The sequence below is a fragment of the Oscillospiraceae bacterium MB24-C1 genome (genome assembly GCA_030913685.1).
Lineage (GTDB): Bacteria > Bacillota > Clostridia > Oscillospirales > Ruminococcaceae > Yanshouia.
The window spans coordinates 2,369,612-2,385,294 of the sequence record CP133187.1; the positions used below are offsets into that span (position 1 = coordinate 2,369,612).

16 protein-coding genes are annotated in these 15,683 nt (G+C 46.0%); 14 read left to right on the plus strand and 2 right to left on the minus strand.

The features are described from left to right. The first annotated feature begins 83 nt into the window (after positions 1-83). From RBH76_11280 to RBH76_11300, 5 genes are read left to right on the plus strand one after another with little or no spacing between them, the layout of a single operon-like run. Complete coding sequence (locus RBH76_11280; protein ID WMJ83303.1) at positions 84-581, plus strand: TRAP transporter small permease; 498 nt, start codon at positions 84-86, stop codon at positions 579-581. Next, entirely contained in the window at positions 582-1,868 is a 1,287-nt protein-coding gene (locus RBH76_11285) for a TRAP transporter large permease (protein WMJ83304.1), read from the plus strand. Between the two features lie 31 nt (positions 1,869-1,899). Continuing rightward, the gene (locus tag RBH76_11290; protein WMJ83305.1) at positions 1,900-2,661 is read left to right on the plus strand and encodes a glucosamine-6-phosphate deaminase; all 762 of its coding nucleotides are present in this window, start codon (positions 1,900-1,902) and stop codon (positions 2,659-2,661) included. A 12-nt stretch (positions 2,662-2,673) separates the two neighbouring features. Further along, complete coding sequence (locus tag RBH76_11295; protein ID WMJ83306.1) at positions 2,674-2,997, plus strand: cupin domain-containing protein; 324 nt, start codon at positions 2,674-2,676, stop codon at positions 2,995-2,997. Positions 2,998-3,056: 59 nt separating this feature from the next. Next, positions 3,057-3,803 carry a glucosamine-6-phosphate deaminase gene (locus RBH76_11300; protein ID WMJ83307.1) on the plus strand — a complete coding sequence of 249 codons (747 nt, stop codon included), beginning with the start codon at positions 3,057-3,059 and terminating at the stop codon, positions 3,801-3,803. A gap of 230 nt (positions 3,804-4,033) precedes the next feature. Here RBH76_11300 and RBH76_11305 read toward each other — a convergent pair whose 3' ends face one another. Continuing rightward, the gene (locus RBH76_11305) at positions 4,034-4,927 is read right to left on the minus strand and encodes an alpha/beta hydrolase (GenBank protein ID WMJ83308.1); all 894 of its coding nucleotides are present in this window, start codon (positions 4,925-4,927) and stop codon (positions 4,034-4,036) included. 319 nt (positions 4,928-5,246) lie between these two features. On the opposite strand from RBH76_11305, the gene RBH76_11310 reads away from it, so the two are divergent. Further along, entirely contained in the window at positions 5,247-5,723 is a 477-nt protein-coding gene (locus RBH76_11310) for an FMN-binding protein (protein WMJ83309.1), read from the plus strand. A gap of 96 nt (positions 5,724-5,819) precedes the next feature. Here the strand turns inward: RBH76_11310 and RBH76_11315 are convergent, their stop codons facing one another. Continuing rightward, positions 5,820-7,250, minus strand: coding sequence for a DUF4183 domain-containing protein (locus RBH76_11315; protein WMJ83310.1), 1,431 nt, complete (start codon positions 7,248-7,250; stop codon positions 5,820-5,822). Positions 7,251-7,416: 166 nt separating this feature from the next. On the opposite strand from RBH76_11315, the gene RBH76_11320 reads away from it, so the two are divergent. Genes RBH76_11320 through RBH76_11355 form a run of 8 tightly spaced genes read left to right on the plus strand, consistent with a single transcriptional unit; the run spans position 7,417 to position 15,626 of the window. Continuing rightward, positions 7,417-8,427 carry an NAD-dependent 4,6-dehydratase LegB gene (locus RBH76_11320; protein ID WMJ83311.1) on the plus strand — a complete coding sequence of 337 codons (1,011 nt, stop codon included), beginning with the start codon at positions 7,417-7,419 and terminating at the stop codon, positions 8,425-8,427. Continuing rightward, complete coding sequence (locus RBH76_11325) at positions 8,424-9,599, plus strand: LegC family aminotransferase (GenBank protein WMJ83312.1); 1,176 nt, start codon at positions 8,424-8,426, stop codon at positions 9,597-9,599. The genes RBH76_11320 and RBH76_11325 overlap by 4 nt, the downstream gene beginning before the upstream one ends. A 13-nt stretch (positions 9,600-9,612) precedes the next feature. Then, a complete protein-coding gene (gene neuC / locus RBH76_11330) occupies positions 9,613-10,770 on the plus strand; it encodes a UDP-N-acetylglucosamine 2-epimerase (protein WMJ83313.1) in 1,158 nt (385 codons plus the stop codon). Between the two features lie 58 nt (positions 10,771-10,828). Next, entirely contained in the window at positions 10,829-11,890 is a 1,062-nt protein-coding gene (locus RBH76_11335; GenBank protein ID WMJ83314.1) for a GNAT family N-acetyltransferase, read from the plus strand. Positions 11,891-11,902: 12 nt separating this feature from the next. Beyond that, positions 11,903-12,901, plus strand: coding sequence for an N-acetylneuraminate synthase (gene neuB / locus RBH76_11340; GenBank protein ID WMJ83315.1), 999 nt, complete (start codon positions 11,903-11,905; stop codon positions 12,899-12,901). 57 nt (positions 12,902-12,958) lie between these two features. Further along, positions 12,959-13,948 carry a Gfo/Idh/MocA family oxidoreductase gene (locus RBH76_11345; GenBank protein ID WMJ83316.1) on the plus strand — a complete coding sequence of 330 codons (990 nt, stop codon included), beginning with the start codon at positions 12,959-12,961 and terminating at the stop codon, positions 13,946-13,948. Continuing rightward, positions 13,945-14,880 (plus strand): Gfo/Idh/MocA family oxidoreductase, encoded by a 936-nt coding sequence (locus RBH76_11350; protein WMJ83317.1) that lies wholly within the window; start codon positions 13,945-13,947, stop codon positions 14,878-14,880. The genes RBH76_11345 and RBH76_11350 overlap by 4 nt, the downstream gene beginning before the upstream one ends. Further along, on the plus strand, positions 14,877-15,626 hold the full coding sequence (locus RBH76_11355; protein WMJ83318.1) for an acylneuraminate cytidylyltransferase family protein: 750 nt from the start codon (positions 14,877-14,879) through the stop codon (positions 15,624-15,626). The genes RBH76_11350 and RBH76_11355 overlap by 4 nt, the downstream gene beginning before the upstream one ends. Positions 15,627-15,683: the final 57 nt, after the last annotated feature.

The window sequence follows — 15,683 nt, forward strand, 5'->3', positions numbered from 1 at the left end:
GAAAAAGCGCCGTATGCTGCCGGCTAATGCCGACAGCACACGGCTGCGCGGGCAATCAGAACTAACATGAAGGAGAATAGCCTATGAAGAAAATATATCAGACAATTTGTAAAGCAGAAGAGAGTATCTGCGGTATGCTTCTGTGCATCATCGTCGCGTTAGCATTTCTGACCGCCATTGCCCGTTGCATCAAGCACCCAATCTCGTGGACAAATGATATCTCTCAGCTGTTTCTTGCGTGGCTGGCCTTTCTAGGGGCGGACATGGCCTTGCGCGAAGGGCGGGTGCTGGGGGTGGATATTTTGACACGGCGGCTTCCGGAAAAAACGCAGGCTGCAATTCGTATCGCTACAAACGTGCTGCTGCTGCTAACGCTGGCTGCATTTGTAAAGTATGGGTTTGCTCTTTGTTTTAATAACATCAGTCGCTCTTACCAGGCGCTTGGCCTAAGCTATTCCTGGGCAACGGCAAGTTTGCCGGTGTGTTCCATCCTAATGGTAACAACCATCACGCTGGAAACGATGCAGCAATTCAATGTGTTGACTGGGCGTACATCTGCGGTAAAAGAGAGGGCGAAGTAAATGGTAATTTTACTGTTCACATTTATTATTCTTTTGGCGTTGAACGTGCCGATTGCTTTTGTGGTGGGATTGTCCGGGCTGTCGTTTATTTTGACAACCGATGCTATTCCCTTTTCGGTGGCGGTGCAACGCGTAGTAGCACAAACACAATCCTATAGCTTTTTAGCGGTTCCGTTTTTTATTTTTGCAGGTAACCTGATGAATGAAACGGGAATCACCAAATATCTGCTGCGGCTGGCGAAGTTGGTAACCCATAAAATGTACGGTGGGTTGGCCCAGGTAAACATTTTGATGAGTACCATGATGGGAGGCATTTCTGGTTCTGCTTGTGCAGACGCCTCCATGGAGGCTCGCATCATTGGTGAAGATATGATCCGCGCTGGTTACCCGAAGGGTTATACCTGTGCTGCAACGTGCTTTTCTTCCTTGGTCACTGCCACGATCCCGCCTAGCCTAGGGTTGATTTTATTTGGCTATATTGGCAGCGTTTCCATTGGCCGTTTGTTTGCGGCAGGCATTGTTCCCGGCGCACTAATGGCAATAGGGATGATGATCACGGTGGCAATCACAGCAAAGCGTCACCGCTATGAGCCGCCAGTAGAAAATCAGAAAGCACCGAGCAAAGAGGAAGTCATGCATACCATAAAAGAATCGATGTGGGCGTTGTTCTTCCCCATCATTTTGCTTGTCGGCATTCGTATGGGCGTGTTTACAGCTTCTGAAGCGGGTGCGTTTGCTGTGGTGTATGCATTGTTCGTAGGCAAGTTTATATATAAAGAACTTACATGGGAGCGCTTTAAAACTTCTTTGCGAAATGCCTGCATGGATACTGGCGTTATTTTGCTGATCGTTTGCTTATCGGGTATTTTCTCCTATGCGATTACATATGTAAAAGCACCTGTTAAAATTTCAAATGCAGTTCTTGGAATTACCACCAATCCCGCAATGCTGCAAATTTTAATTATGCTATTGATCTTTGTGATGGGACTTTTTCTGGACAGTGATGTCAACACTCTGCTACTGACCCCTATTTTCCTACCGATCGTACAAGCTGCAGGCGTTGATCCGGTTCACTTCGGCGTAATGATGGCAACCATATTAACCTTGGGCGTTATGACACCGCCGGTTGGAACGGCCTGCTATATTGTGTGTGGCATCTTGCAATGCCCCATTGAAGAGTATGTTAAAGCGTCGATTCCATTTATTATTTCGATTTTGATAGTATTCGGGATTTTGGTGTTCTTCCCCAACGTTGTGCTATTCCTGCCAAACCTGATTTTTGGCTGATTTAAAGCGGCAATTTGAAAGGATACAAGCTATGAGATATATGACAGTAGACAAGCTGCAGGTTTTTATTACAGAAAGCCGAAAAGAGATGGGGCAGTTTGCCGGACAGGATGCTGCTTGCATGTTGAAGCTGATTCTTCAGGAAAAGGAAACAGTAAACGTGATGTTTGCGGCTGCACCTTCTCAAAATGATGTTTTGGAGGAGCTGATTCGGGATACGGACATTGATTGGACAAGGGTTAACGCATTTCATTTGGATGAATATATCGGTCTTAGTGCGGATGCACCCCAAGGCTTTGGAAACTTTTTACGAAAGAAAATTTTCAGCAGATGTCCTTTCCGCGCCGTGTACTATATAGACCCCGTAACGGTAGATCCGCAAGAAGAGGCGCTGCGGTATGAACAGCTTTTGAAGGAAAACCCCATCGATATATGCATTCTTGGCGTGGGCGAAAATGGGCATATGGCATTTAACGATCCGGGTGAAGCGGATTTTGAAGATCCGCATCTGGTTCGCATTGTACATCTTGACGAGCGCTGCCGTCAGCAGCAGGTAAATGACAATTGCTTCAAAACCATTGATGAAGTACCCAAAGTTGCCCTTACAGTCACCATTCCAGGGTTGCTGCGTGCAAAAATGATACTTTGTGTGGTTCCTACGGTGAACAAGGCAGAAGCAATTGCTAAAATGCTGACCGGCCCTGTAACAACACAGTGCCCTGCATCCGTGCTGACGCGCAAGCAATGTGCCCGCCTTTATTTGGATTCGGAAGCGGCCAGCCATTTGGCCTGAGGAGAAGTGACGATGCAACTTGTAAGAAATGCCGCGCAAGCTGCGGCAAATGAGGATGGGCTGCTCTTCTTTCCGCAAGAGTGTGAAACCATTGCGGTGAATCGCGTGGAGATCGCAAGCAGAGAACATACACAAATGGCGATTCATGACGATGAGGAAGAGATCTATATTATTACGCAGGGAACAGGTAACGTATTTTTAAACGATGTGAGATATCCTGTGCAAACGGGTGACGTTGTTTATGTTCCCCGCAACACGACACATTGGGTGGAAAATGTAGGTTCAATCGCGCTGATTTATCTGTGTGTGGCAAACTGGCCAGATAAAAACAAATAGGAAATGTTTGTTTTTCGTCCAATTTGGGTTGAACCAACAACAACTTCAGGAGATAAAGAATGAAAATTTATGTAGATCTCAATACTAATCAAATGGGGGAGCGTGCGGCGCAGATTACTGCGCAGGAATTGAACCGTGCAATTGAGCAACAAGGGCATGCACGATTGCTGCTCTCTACTGGCGCATCCCAGTTTGAAATGCTGGAAGCGCTAGTGAAAAAAAATGTTCGCTGGGATAAGGTCACTATGTTTCATCTAGATGAATATGTGGACCTTCCGGTACAGCATCCTGCAAGCTTTCGTAAATATCTGCAAGAGCGCTTTGTCGACAAGGTACACCCCGGTGCATATCACTTTGTAAATGGGGAAGGAGATGTTAAGGCCAATATTGCGGCGCTTACCAACGAACTGCGCAGCGCGCCCATTGATGTGGCGTTGATCGGTATTGGCGAAAATGGGCACATCGCCTTCAATGACCCTCCGGCAGATTTTGAAAATCGTGAAGCTTACATCATTGTTAATCTGGACGAGCGGTGCAAGCGTCAGCAGATGGGCGAAGGCTGGTTTGCTACCCTGGATGAAGTGCCCAATCAGGCAGTGACAATGACGCCCTGGCAGATCATGCAAAGCCGTGTCATTTTGTCTGTTGTGCCAGGTAAGCGCAAAGCAGAGGCGATTCAAAAAATGCTGGAGGCCCCGGCAACTACGGTAATGGTTCCGGCAACAAAGCTACGCGAACATGAAAACTGTGTTCTGTTCCTGGATGAGGGCTCTGCCTCTGAGGTTGATCCAAAATATTTACCATAATAGCTTCTTCGATACGCACCTTCGGCATTGGCGAAAAGCACCCACTGACGATGCCAGGCTACTATGAAAAATGTATAAGAGGATATTGTAACTCAATCAACTTAGATTTTGAGTTGCAATATCCTCTTTGTTTTGTCTATTGAAATAAAGACAATGACAACCTAGCTTATCGTAATATTTTTAAAGGATGAAAGCGCCAAACTGGTGCTAATAACCTCGCCCCCTTGTCGCTAAGTAGTTATATCTTCCATTCTGTATATTTTTAAAAATGCCTCATAAAACTCACTCGCCCTAATGAGGCTGGCTTTATGATTTGCCCCGGATATCTTTGTACTAATAAGATTTGGAAACCGTTTTTTATAGGAAGAAATATCTGTTTCCCAAATTTCATCCTGTTCACCAATCACTTGGTAAATTGGAATATCAAGCGATATATCCTTCGTAATGCTGCTATTATTTTTATCAAGTGTTGATGCATTCTGGAATATAAGACTTTCATACATTTTTTTATCAGTCTGTTTAATTGCATCAGTGAAAAGCTTGATTAGGTCTTTTTCGCTTTCTACATCATAAACATTCTCGAAATTTGGATATCTTAGTTCCTTCTTTCCTAAATTTAGCTTGTAAAAGATTTTAACAACAGGCTCTAACATGTTGTGGCTGTATAGAAAACCGCTAAAGCCCTTTGCCTCATCTAAAGAAGGCGAAGATGCCATCAATATTACTTCATCGATACGATGATCAATGCTAGCCAGCGTAAGGGCTATTGGTCCCCCATAAGATAGCCCAATGGCTGTTACTTTTTCTTTAATACCTAATGCATCAAGCAAACCTTTCATATCTAAAGCATGATCTTTAATCGTAAGCTTATTTGTAAGAGGGCTGCTCAAACCCTCACCTCTCCGGTCAGGTAAAATCATTTTTGAAAACAAGCCCTTTTCGATCATCCACTTGGCAGGTCTTAAAAGCATTGTATGGTTTCCTCCCGACCCGCCGCCATGGATGTATATAGCTGTTTTGCCATCTTCTTTCTTGTCAACTACTCTTGCATGAATAGACGCTGCGCCCACTTGGAAAGTCTGCAGAGTTTCATTCAATATTATATTCTGTGATATCGTTAACATTTTTGTCTCCCTTCTCTGTTGTTTCGTAACTAAAAGGCTCCACTTGTTTCTTCTATCACGCTATCTTATATTGAAATTTGGCACTAAGCCTATAAACAGTTAAATGCGCTTTATTTGCACAATCTCATATTTTTTTTAATTTGTCAATACTGTTTAAAGCACTTTGATAATCATTTTTTAAATTATAATTTTATTCCCGTCCACCATCGACAGCCGAATAAAAACGCGCTAGAATTATTTGAACCGTTCGTTCAGCTAATTTCAGTGCATTTTCTATAATTAGGTAATTTTGTTATGAATTTAATAAGCAGCTATCAATATGAAAAAACGGGTGAAAATTGTTCTCGGCGTTGTTATTTTGGCTGTTATTATATCCGGCGCATTTATAACAAGCTATTTGGTATCAGTAAAAAATTATAAAACCGCTGTTGAGAAAATCACCTATAACAATCAAAATGCCTTGGATGTTTCGGACGGCTTTTATATAGGGGAATGCGACGTTCAGTTTATTTATGCCAAGGTTAAAGTAACGGTCAAAGATCACGGCATAACCGATATTCAGCTTCTTGAGCACCGTCATGATCGCGGAGCGGCAGCCGAAAGCATTTTGAAAGAAATTATTGATAAACAAAAAATTGATGTCGATACCGTTGTGGGTGCGACGAATTCCAGCAAGGTGATTATAAAGCTGTCGACAATGCCTTGTCGAGCAAACCTCAATAGAGTTAAGAAGCGACATTATAATGAAAAAAAGAGACCTCCTGTTGTAGTGAACTACGACAGGAGGTTTTGCTGAGTTCAGAGAAAATCGGACGCCGCCGGAGCAATAAATCGGATGATTTTTTGGAGGAACTACATGCAATGAGGCGCTACCTAGCCAAAGTGTTCGAGATTAGTCGCTTCTTGGCTCTTTGGTATTGTGTTGTTCATTCCATTTTGAAAGTGCCAGATTTGAAACAAGGCAGTCTCCAAAGGGAAACTCCGAATTCTCGTTGACATATTGCAACGAGACAGGCGCTTTTTCTATGGGGGTATCTTCTGTTTTGAGGCAGATACAACCTTTATCTACGAAATAGCTGATTTCCGGCTGAATGATACTGTTCACAAACAAATTTTGATAGGAGCTGTACGCGGGGTTAATTATTTGTGCATCATCATATTCGGGTATGCCGTCTTTGTTGGTAAAGATTTTTTTTGCTTTGGAATAAGCATTGTATTGATAGGTTTTTACCTTTATAACACCTGAACAGGGGACTTTAATGATCAGCGATTCCAACGTAATTATTTGGCCTTTCAGGGGAATATCCTCTGTGTTAAGTCTTAAAGCACCTTTTTTCACTGTGTAATTTATTTTGGGCTGCAAGACCCCGTTGATGTACAGGTTATAATAAGAGACTTTACAAGGGGCGGGGATGCCGTCACTGCCATATTCTTTTATCATATCCTCATCAGTAAAGACCCTTTTTACGCCGTCGGATACAGCGTTATATAGCAAGTTGGTCACCTGCTGAATTTTGTTATCTAGATTTATAAAGGTCACAAAGGTTATCATCACGACTTGACCGCGCAAGGGCAGGTCGGTTGTTTTCAGCTCCAGACGGCCTTTTGTTAACACATAGTTTGTTTTGGGTTGCAGCACGCCGTTGATAAAAAGGTTATAGTACGATACTTCTTGCGGTGAAAGAATGCCGCGATGTCCATATGTCTTTTGCTCGTCGGCGTTGGTATAAATGCGCTGGTGTCCATCAGAAATGGCATTATATTGATAGATTTCAGTATAACGCAGTATGTTGCTGTGTAAAAGGCAGGCCTTGGAATGGAATCTTACTGAATCATAAACTCTGTCTGCGCTGATGTATATTTGGTCAAAAATCTCCTGCGAATTATCTAGTATCGGTACCATGAAGCAGGTTTTTGCCTTTGCATAAACGGTTGCATCAATATTTATTGTAATTTTGATGTGATCGGCACGATTCTGCCCTTTGCTGAAGACCGGAACCGCGCGGCAGGTAAAACAATTCAACGCAAAGCATAAGTCTGACCCATTGGGCGCGCAAAGAAAGAGGTATTTGACAATACAAAACGGGAGCGGCACAGACAGAATGCCCGCGTCGGAGCAGACAGCGACAAACCCTTTGATAGAGATGGCCACAAGCTGTTTGGTGGTCGCGTCGCCGGCTGGCGATTTAACTTTTATTGCGGCGCGATTGTTAGGGCAGGAAGCCTCTGAAAAATCAACAGCGTTTGGCTGATATGGGCTTATAATATTTCCGTTTTTATCGGTTAAGTAACAGAAAACTAAGGGGAAATTGTTTGGTGGCATAATATCACCCCCTCTAATTTGATAATTCTCCAAACAGCTGCATAGGAATGAATTAAAGCATCATTCAATGAGGCTGGCAATACATTCGTGGCATGTGCGTATTGTTATTCCTAGTTGTAGGTGTTATTCAATATATAAATGTAGAGTATGTGTGAGGGGCTGACTTATGGCATTAACCGCAAAAAAAATTATAATTACCGGCGCGGACGGGTTTATTGGCTCCCATTTGACCGAGACACTCGTCAAACAGGGGCACTCTGTTCGTGCTTTTGTCTATTACAATGCGTTTAATACCTGGGGTTGGCTTGATTATGCCGAAGCACAAACAAAAAAAGCGCTGGAAGTTATCCCCGGCGATATCAGAGATTCTTACGGTGTTAAACGTGCGATGAAGGGCATGGATGTTGTATTTCATCTTGCTGCGCTCATTGCTATACCATATTCATACTATTATCCGGAATCCTATTTTGATACAAACACAAAAGGGACGTTAAACGTTCTGCAGGCGGCCCGTGAGCTGGGAACGGAGAAGATCATACACACTTCCACAAGCGAGGTCTATGGCACGGCACAAAATATCCCAATAACCGAAACCCACCCGCTGCACGCGCAGTCGCCATATGCAGCCTCAAAAATAGGTGCGGATCAAATGGCACTGGCCTATTACTGTTCCTTTGGTACGCCTGTTGCAATTATCAGGCCGTTTAATACCTACGGCCCAAGGCAGTCGAACAGGGCGGTTATACCGACCATCATTACCCAGATTGCGCAGGGTGCGCGAAAAATAAAGCTGGGCGCGCTGACGCCCACCAGGGATTTTAATTACATAACCGACACAGTTCGCGGGTTTATTGCGGTTGCCGAAACGCCGGAGACAATAGGAGAAATTGTCAATATCGGAAGCCATTTTGAGGTGTCGATCAAAGACACAGTTCATATAATTTCGAGCATTATGGGTGCGGAAATTAAGGTTGAAAGTGAATCACAGCGCATGAGACCGGAGAAAAGCGAGGTGGAGCGGTTGCTGGCGGACACAACAAAGGCTGAAAGTCTGTTCGGTTGGGCGCCAGCCTACGGCGGTATATCGGGATTTAGGCGGGGGCTTTCGGAAACCATTGCGTGGTTTAGTGATAAAAACAATCTTAAACGATATAAGGCAGGCGGATATAATCTATGAAAACAAAGGTCAGCCCATCAGAGTTTGTTTTTGCTTTAAAAAACGTTCTAAAAAAGGACGACTGCCCAATCGCCCTGCACGAGCCGCTTTTTGCCGGGAATGAATGGAACTATGTTAAAGACTGTTTAGATTCGGGATATGTATCCTCCGTCGGGGGCTATGTTGATAAATTTGAAAAAAATTTGGCCAACTATACCGGATCCAAATTTGCAATCGCCGTTGTGAGCGGGACCGCCGCCATGCATCTGTGTCTTAAACTGGCGGGCGTGGGGCAAGGGGATGAGGTGTTGGCTCCGACGCTGACCTTTATTGCAACAGCAAACGCCGTCTGCCATTGTGGGGCGGTGCCGCATTTTATAGACTGTTCGGCCGAGAGCCTTGGCGTAAACCCTGAAAAATTATACGCCTATCTCAAAGAAATAACCATTAAAAAGGACGGGTTTTGCTATAACAAATTGACGATGCGCCCTATTAAAGCTGTGGTTGTCATGCACACCTTTGGGCATCCGGCCGATCTGGAACCACTTTTAGAGGTTTGCCAGATGTTTAGGCTCCAACTGATTGAGGATGCAGCGGAATCGCTGGGTTCCTACTATAAAAACAGACACACCGGAAATTTTGGAACATTATCTGCGATGAGTTTTAACGGCAATAAAATTGTTACGACCGGTGGCGGGGGCGCAATATTGACAAACGACGAGGCCCTTGCAAAGTCGGCAAAGCATATTAGCACGACCGCCAAGCTGCCGCACCGATGGGCCTTTGTACATGATCGGGTGGGCTATAATTATCGAATGCCTAATATCAACGCGGCTTTGGGCTGTGCGCAATTGGAGCAGCTTGACCACTTTGTCCGCAGCAAACGGGCTTTGGCGGGAAAATATCGACTGGCCTTTGAAAATATGCATGGCATCACCTTTTTTCAGGAGCCGGCCTACGCTAAGAGCAACTATTGGCTGAACGCCTGCATTCTCAGCGAAGAAAATGCCTTGATGCGGGATGAAATTCTTGCGCAGACGAACGATGCGGGGCTGATGACCCGCCCGGCTTGGGTTTTGATGCATAAGCTGCCTCCGTTTCAGGATTGCCCACATATGGATCTTTCAACGGCGGAAAGTCTGGAGCAGCGCATCATTAATATACCGAGCAGCGCTTGCCTAGGAGAGGCGTAGGTGGGGTTTGAGTATGCGAAAAATCTGCGTGGTAACCGGTTCGCGCGCCGAATACGGCTTACTTTTGGGCTTGATGGCAGCGCTTAAAAAAAGACGCAATCTGCGCTTGCAGGTGGTGGTCACCGGCATGCACTTGGCACCGGAATTTGGGCTGACTTATCGACAGATTGAAAAGGATGGCTTTTTGATTGATGAAAAGGTCGAAATGCAGCTTTCCAGCGATACGCCGGTGGGTACCTCAAAATCTATCGGGCTTGGGATTATCGGGTTTGCAGATGCCTTTGCGAGGCTAAGGCCCGATCTTCTCGTGGTTTTAGGCGACCGCTATGAAATATTCGCGGCGGCTCAGGCTGCAATGATCGCAAAAATTCCCATTGCACACATAGCGGGTGGTGACGTGACCGAGGGTGCGTTTGACGAAGCAATTCGGCACAGCATCACCAAGATGTCACAGCTACATTTTGTCACCAATTCAAAGTCTTGGCAAAGGGTTCGGCAGCTTGGAGAAAACCCGGCGTATATTTTTAATGTGGGGCATATCGGGTTAGACCTGATCAACACACTACCGCGGATGAGCCGTGCTGAGCTGGAGCGGGACTTAGGCATCAAGCTTTATGATAAAAACCTGTTGATTACGTTTCATCCGGTTACGCTGGACGCGCAGCCCTCAGAAAAGCAATTTACCGAGCTATTGGCGGCGCTCAAGTGGCTTGGTGACGATATCGGCCTGATTTTCACCCATCCCAACGCCGACCCCGAAGGGCGCCGAATCATATGCCAAATTGAAGATTTTATTGTCACCCACCCCAACGCGGTTTCGTTTCCGTCCCTGGGGCAGCTACGTTATTACAGCATCATTGGGCAGGTCGACGCGGTGGTGGGCAACTCCTCAAGCGGTGTGTACGAGGTGCCGTCGTTTCACAAGCCGACGGTCAATATCGGCGACCGCCAGAAAGGTAGGTTGTTTGCACCCTCGGTCATTTGCTGTCCCGCCCAAAGAGATGAAATATTTGATGCGATTCAAAAGGCGCTCCAACTGGATTGTACCGGCAGCGAGAATCCCTATGGCAACGGCGGTAGCATTGAAAAAACAGTGGGGATTCTGGGAAGCTTTCCAGATTTCAAGTCCTTGATAAAAAAGCAGTTTTATGAGGTGACGCAGATGCCATAACCTTTCATGCAGACAAGAAATTTTAATATTATATATTTAATTGCATGGAGGGGCCGGCATGGAGGCACTACAAATTATTTCGTTTACTGAAAAGGCACGATGGAATGGCATTGTAAAGTCGTTTTCTAATTATGACGTCTATTATTTACACGAATATGTGTCGGCCTTTCGCTACGCGGGTGACGGCAACCCTTATCTTATTTATTACAGCGGCGACAGGATGCGGCTGTGCTACACCGTTCTGCACTGCGACATTGCAAAAAGCTATACATTTGAGGGGATTTTAGAAAAAGGCTGTTACTATGATATAGCCACGCCGTATGGTTACGGCGGCCCTCTGGTGACGCATTATAGCCAAAAGGAAATGCGCCGCTTTTTTGCTCTGTTCAAAGCCTACTGCAATGAAAACGGCATTATTTCGCAATTTATACGCTTTCACCCGCTTTTGGGGAACGAGGTGCTTTTTGCCGATTACTGTGAACTGTGCAGTATCAAAAAGACAGTTTTTGTCGATATCGCCGATCGAGAGACCGTTTATGCCAATTTGGAATCGCGATGCCGAGGTGCAATACAAAAGGCGAGAAAGACCGGTATTCAAATAAAAATCGACAACAGCGACGAGGCCAAAGCAACATTTATCAGGCTCTATTCAGAAACCATGCAGCGGCTTGGGGCTGCATCGTATTATTTTTTCAATGGCGAATTTTTTGACGATTTCTTTTTAAACATGGCGGGCTATTATAATTTGTTTTGCGCCATGTTGGAAGGGCAAATTGTTAGCGCGGCAATTATCCTTTGCTGCAACCTTAATATTCACTACCATTTAAGCGGCTCGGATGAGGCCTTCCAGCGCTTTTCGCCCAATAACCTTCTGCTTTATACCGCCGCCTGCTGGGGCGCGGACAACGGCTATAAAAAATTCCATCTGGGGGGCGGCGTTGAGGCGGACGACAGCCTGTTCTTATTTAAAAAATCTTTTAATAAAGAAGGACAGCTTGATTTTTACATCGGCCGCAGCATTTTCAGCGATGAAAAACTCCGCAGTCTGGTTAAACTTCGCGTCGATTGCGACCCAGACTTTGACCCCCAAAACGGATATATGATTCAATACCGCGCGTAAAGGAGCTGCGTTATGAAAAAAATCAAAATTATTGCAGAGGCTGGTGTGAATCATAACGGCAGCATGGATTTGGCGAAGCAGCTGGTGGATATTGCGGCGAAGGCGGGCGCGGATTATATTAAGTTTCAGACCTGGAAAAGCGAAAGCATTATCTCGCGGTATGCGCCCAAGGCCAAGTATCAGGCAGAAGCAACCGGAAACGGTGGAACAATGCTAGGCATGGTTAAAAAACTGGAGTTATCCTTTGACAATTTCAGAGAACTAAAAGCCTGCTGCCAAAAGGCGGGCATCGGTTTTCTGTCAACGCCGTTCGATATTGAAAGCGCGGAATTTTTGTTTTATCTCGGCGTTGATGCAATTAAAATACCGTCGGGTGAGATTACCAATTTGCCGTTATTAGAGGTGATTGCAAGCTTTCCCAACCCGATTTTGCTCTCCACCGGCATGTGTACGCTGCAAGAAATTGAGGACGCCATCGCAGTTTTGCAAAAAGGGTGGGTAGAATCAATCGCCCTTCTGCACTGTAATACGCAGTATCCGACGCCAATGAACGATATAAACCTTCGAGCCATGCAAACCCTAAAAGAGCGTTTCGGGTTCCCGGTGGGGCTTTCAGATCACTCACAGGGTATTGAGGTGCCGATTGCAGCTGCCGCGTTGGGCGCAGAGGTTATTGAAAAGCACTTTACATTAAGCCACCAACTGGCGGGGCCGGATCATAAGGCCAGCGCCGACCCTAACGAGCTAGCCGACATGATCCGCGGGATACGCAACATTGAACTGGCGATGGGAACAGGCGAGAAAACGGTTACTGAATCGGAGCGGGAGAATATTGCCGCCGCGCGAAAAAGCATTGTCGCGGCCAGAAGTATTTTAAAGGGCGAAGTTTTTACGCCCGATAATATTACAACCAAGCGGCCCGGGACGGGTATTTCCCCTATGAAGTGGCATGCGGTGATTGGCATGGCTGCAAAGCGGGATTTCGGTGTGGATGAGCTGATCTCTCTGTAATTGGCGGGGATATTGGCTACGGCACCGGATATGTGCATATCAAAAGAGGGGGATGGTATGAAATTTGTAGTCATTGGGTTGGGTTCAATGGGAAAACGCAGAATCCGGCTGCTACTAAAGCAATTTAAGCCTGCGTGCTTATGTGGTACCGACATCAGCGAGGAGAAGCGGGCACAGGTGCGGGCGTTATTTGGCATTGCAACCTATGCGAATTACGAGACGGCTATTGCATGGGAGCACCCTGACGCCGCCCTAATCTGTACTTCGCCGCTGAGTCACGGGGAGATCATACGCCGGTGTATCGCGCGGGGTCTGCACATTTTCAGCGAGATCAATCTGGTTTCGGAACAATATGATGCGATTATCGCGGCGGCAAAAAAGCAGCAGGTACAATTATTTTTATCCTCCACCCAGCTTTACCGCAAAGAGATTCAGACGATTGCGGATATTGTTTCAAAGCAGGGTAAACCGGTGAATTATCGCTACCATGTAGGACAATATCTGCTCGACTGGCACCCGTGGGAGAACGACAAGGACTTTTTTGTCTGGGATAAGCGGACTGATGGCTGCCGTGAAATTTTTGCAATTGAGCTACCGTGGCTTATCCGAACTTTTGGAGAAATTGCGAATTTTATGGTGGTCAAAGATAAGATGTCCGATTTGGAAATTGACTACCCCGATAATTATTTTCTGATTTTGCAACACGAAGGTGGTAGCAAAGGGGTTTTTATTGCCGATGTGCTGACTAGAAAGGCCCAGCAGACGCTCTTGGTCTATTCCGACTCGCTTTATCTGACCTGGGAGGGCACGCCCGAAAGCCTGTGCCGATATGACACAACAAAAAAAGAAAGCGAGTCGATTGCTACTTACGACATTGTGGAGAGAAAGAACGGCTATACCCAAAACAACATTGAAAATGCGTATGAAGCGGAGCTATCGGCGTTTTTAATGATGATAGCGGGCGAAAAAGACCACGTGCACTATAGCTTTGAAGAAGATTTACATACGCTGAAGCTCATTGACCGAATTGAGGGGATGCCATCTTGAAAGTATGCTTTTGTGGCCTTGGTTCCATCGGGAGGCGACATCTTAAAAATTTAACGCATCTCGCCTCGGCGTTTGGCACGATGCCGGAAATACATGCGCTGAGGAAAACGTCAAACGCGCTGGATAAAGATATTGAGAAGCTGCTTGCCAAACAATTTGCCGATGTGCGCGAGTTAGATCAGGACTATGATCTCGCGTTTATCACTAACCCAACCAGCCTGCATTTTGAAACGATGAAACTGATGGCAAAACGGGCAAATCACCTATTTATCGAAAAGCCGATTTTCGACAGCGGAAGCTACAACATCGGCGAAATAGAGTCCAGTCCGACCGGTGTTTATTATGTTGCAGGGCCGCTGCGCTACGCGCCGGTAATTCAGGCGTTAAAAAAGATGATCAACAATCAAAGCGTTTACTGTGTGCGAGTCATCTGCTCGTCTTATCTACCGGACTGGCGGCCGGGAGCCGATTACCGGCAGGGTTACAGCGCCCAAAAAGCACTGGGCGGTGGCGTCGACATCGACCTGATACACGAGTGGGATTACATCATTGCGCTGTTTGGATTCCCCCGAAAGGTTCATAGAATTTGCGGCAAGTATTCAAGTCTTGACATAGACGCCAACGATACCGCTGTCTATATCGCTGAATATGAAAACATGGTAGCCGAGCTACATCTGGATTATTTTGGACGAGAGCCAAGACGTGAAATCGAACTATTCACCGAGCAGGGGAGCATTATCGGCGACCTGATTAAAAACACCATCACTTTTTCAGACGGTCGCCCGCCGATTCAGTTTAGTGAGAGCGAGAACGACATCTATCTGCGCGAGATGCGCTTTTTTCTGGATTGCATACGCTCAGGTCGGGCGTTTAATAACATAGGGCATTGCTGCGCGGTGCTAGACGTTGCATTGGGGAGGGGGACATCATGAATATTCTGATCACTATTTGCGGACGCGGTGGCTCAACATGGGTTAAGAACAAAAATATCCGAAGCTTTTTAGCTAAACCGCTGCTGTATTACACCATTGCGGCGGCACGTCTGTTTAAAGAGCGCCGGCCGACGGACTGTGTTGATATTGTCGTCAGCAGCGACAGCGACGTGATTTTAGCGCTGGTTCGACGGTTTAATTTAAACTGTATCCAGCGCCCAGCAGAGTTGGCGGGGGACACCACCCCTAAGCTGGCTGCAATCAGACACGCGCTGCTCGAGATGGAGAAAAAGCCGGGCAAAATCTATGATTATGTCATCGATTTGGATATTACATCGCCGCTGCGCAAGATTGATGATATGGAAAAAGCGCTAAAACAGCTTGAAGTACAGACCGACATGGATGTGGTTTTTTCCGCCGTGCCGGCCAGACGAAACCCGTACTTCAATATGGTGGAGCGAAAGGATGGCAAAATGCAAAAGATTATAGATGGCGGCTTCACTGCAAGGCAGCAGGCCCCCCCGGTCTATGACATGAATGCGTCGATATACTGCTACCGGAGAGACAGCATCATCAGCAAACTGAATCAGTCCCCGCTTGACGGTGAATTTGACATTGTGTTAGTGAACGACACCGCGGTTTTGGATATCGACAGCGAAGACGATTTTGAGCTGATGGAAATATTGGCAAAGCACTTTATGGCGGATGGATTTAAAGAAATTGATGCATATGTAAGGACAATGTGACTTAAAAAATTCAGAAGTATTAAGCTACGGGGCGGCTGTTCCTTATATCTAAAGGTA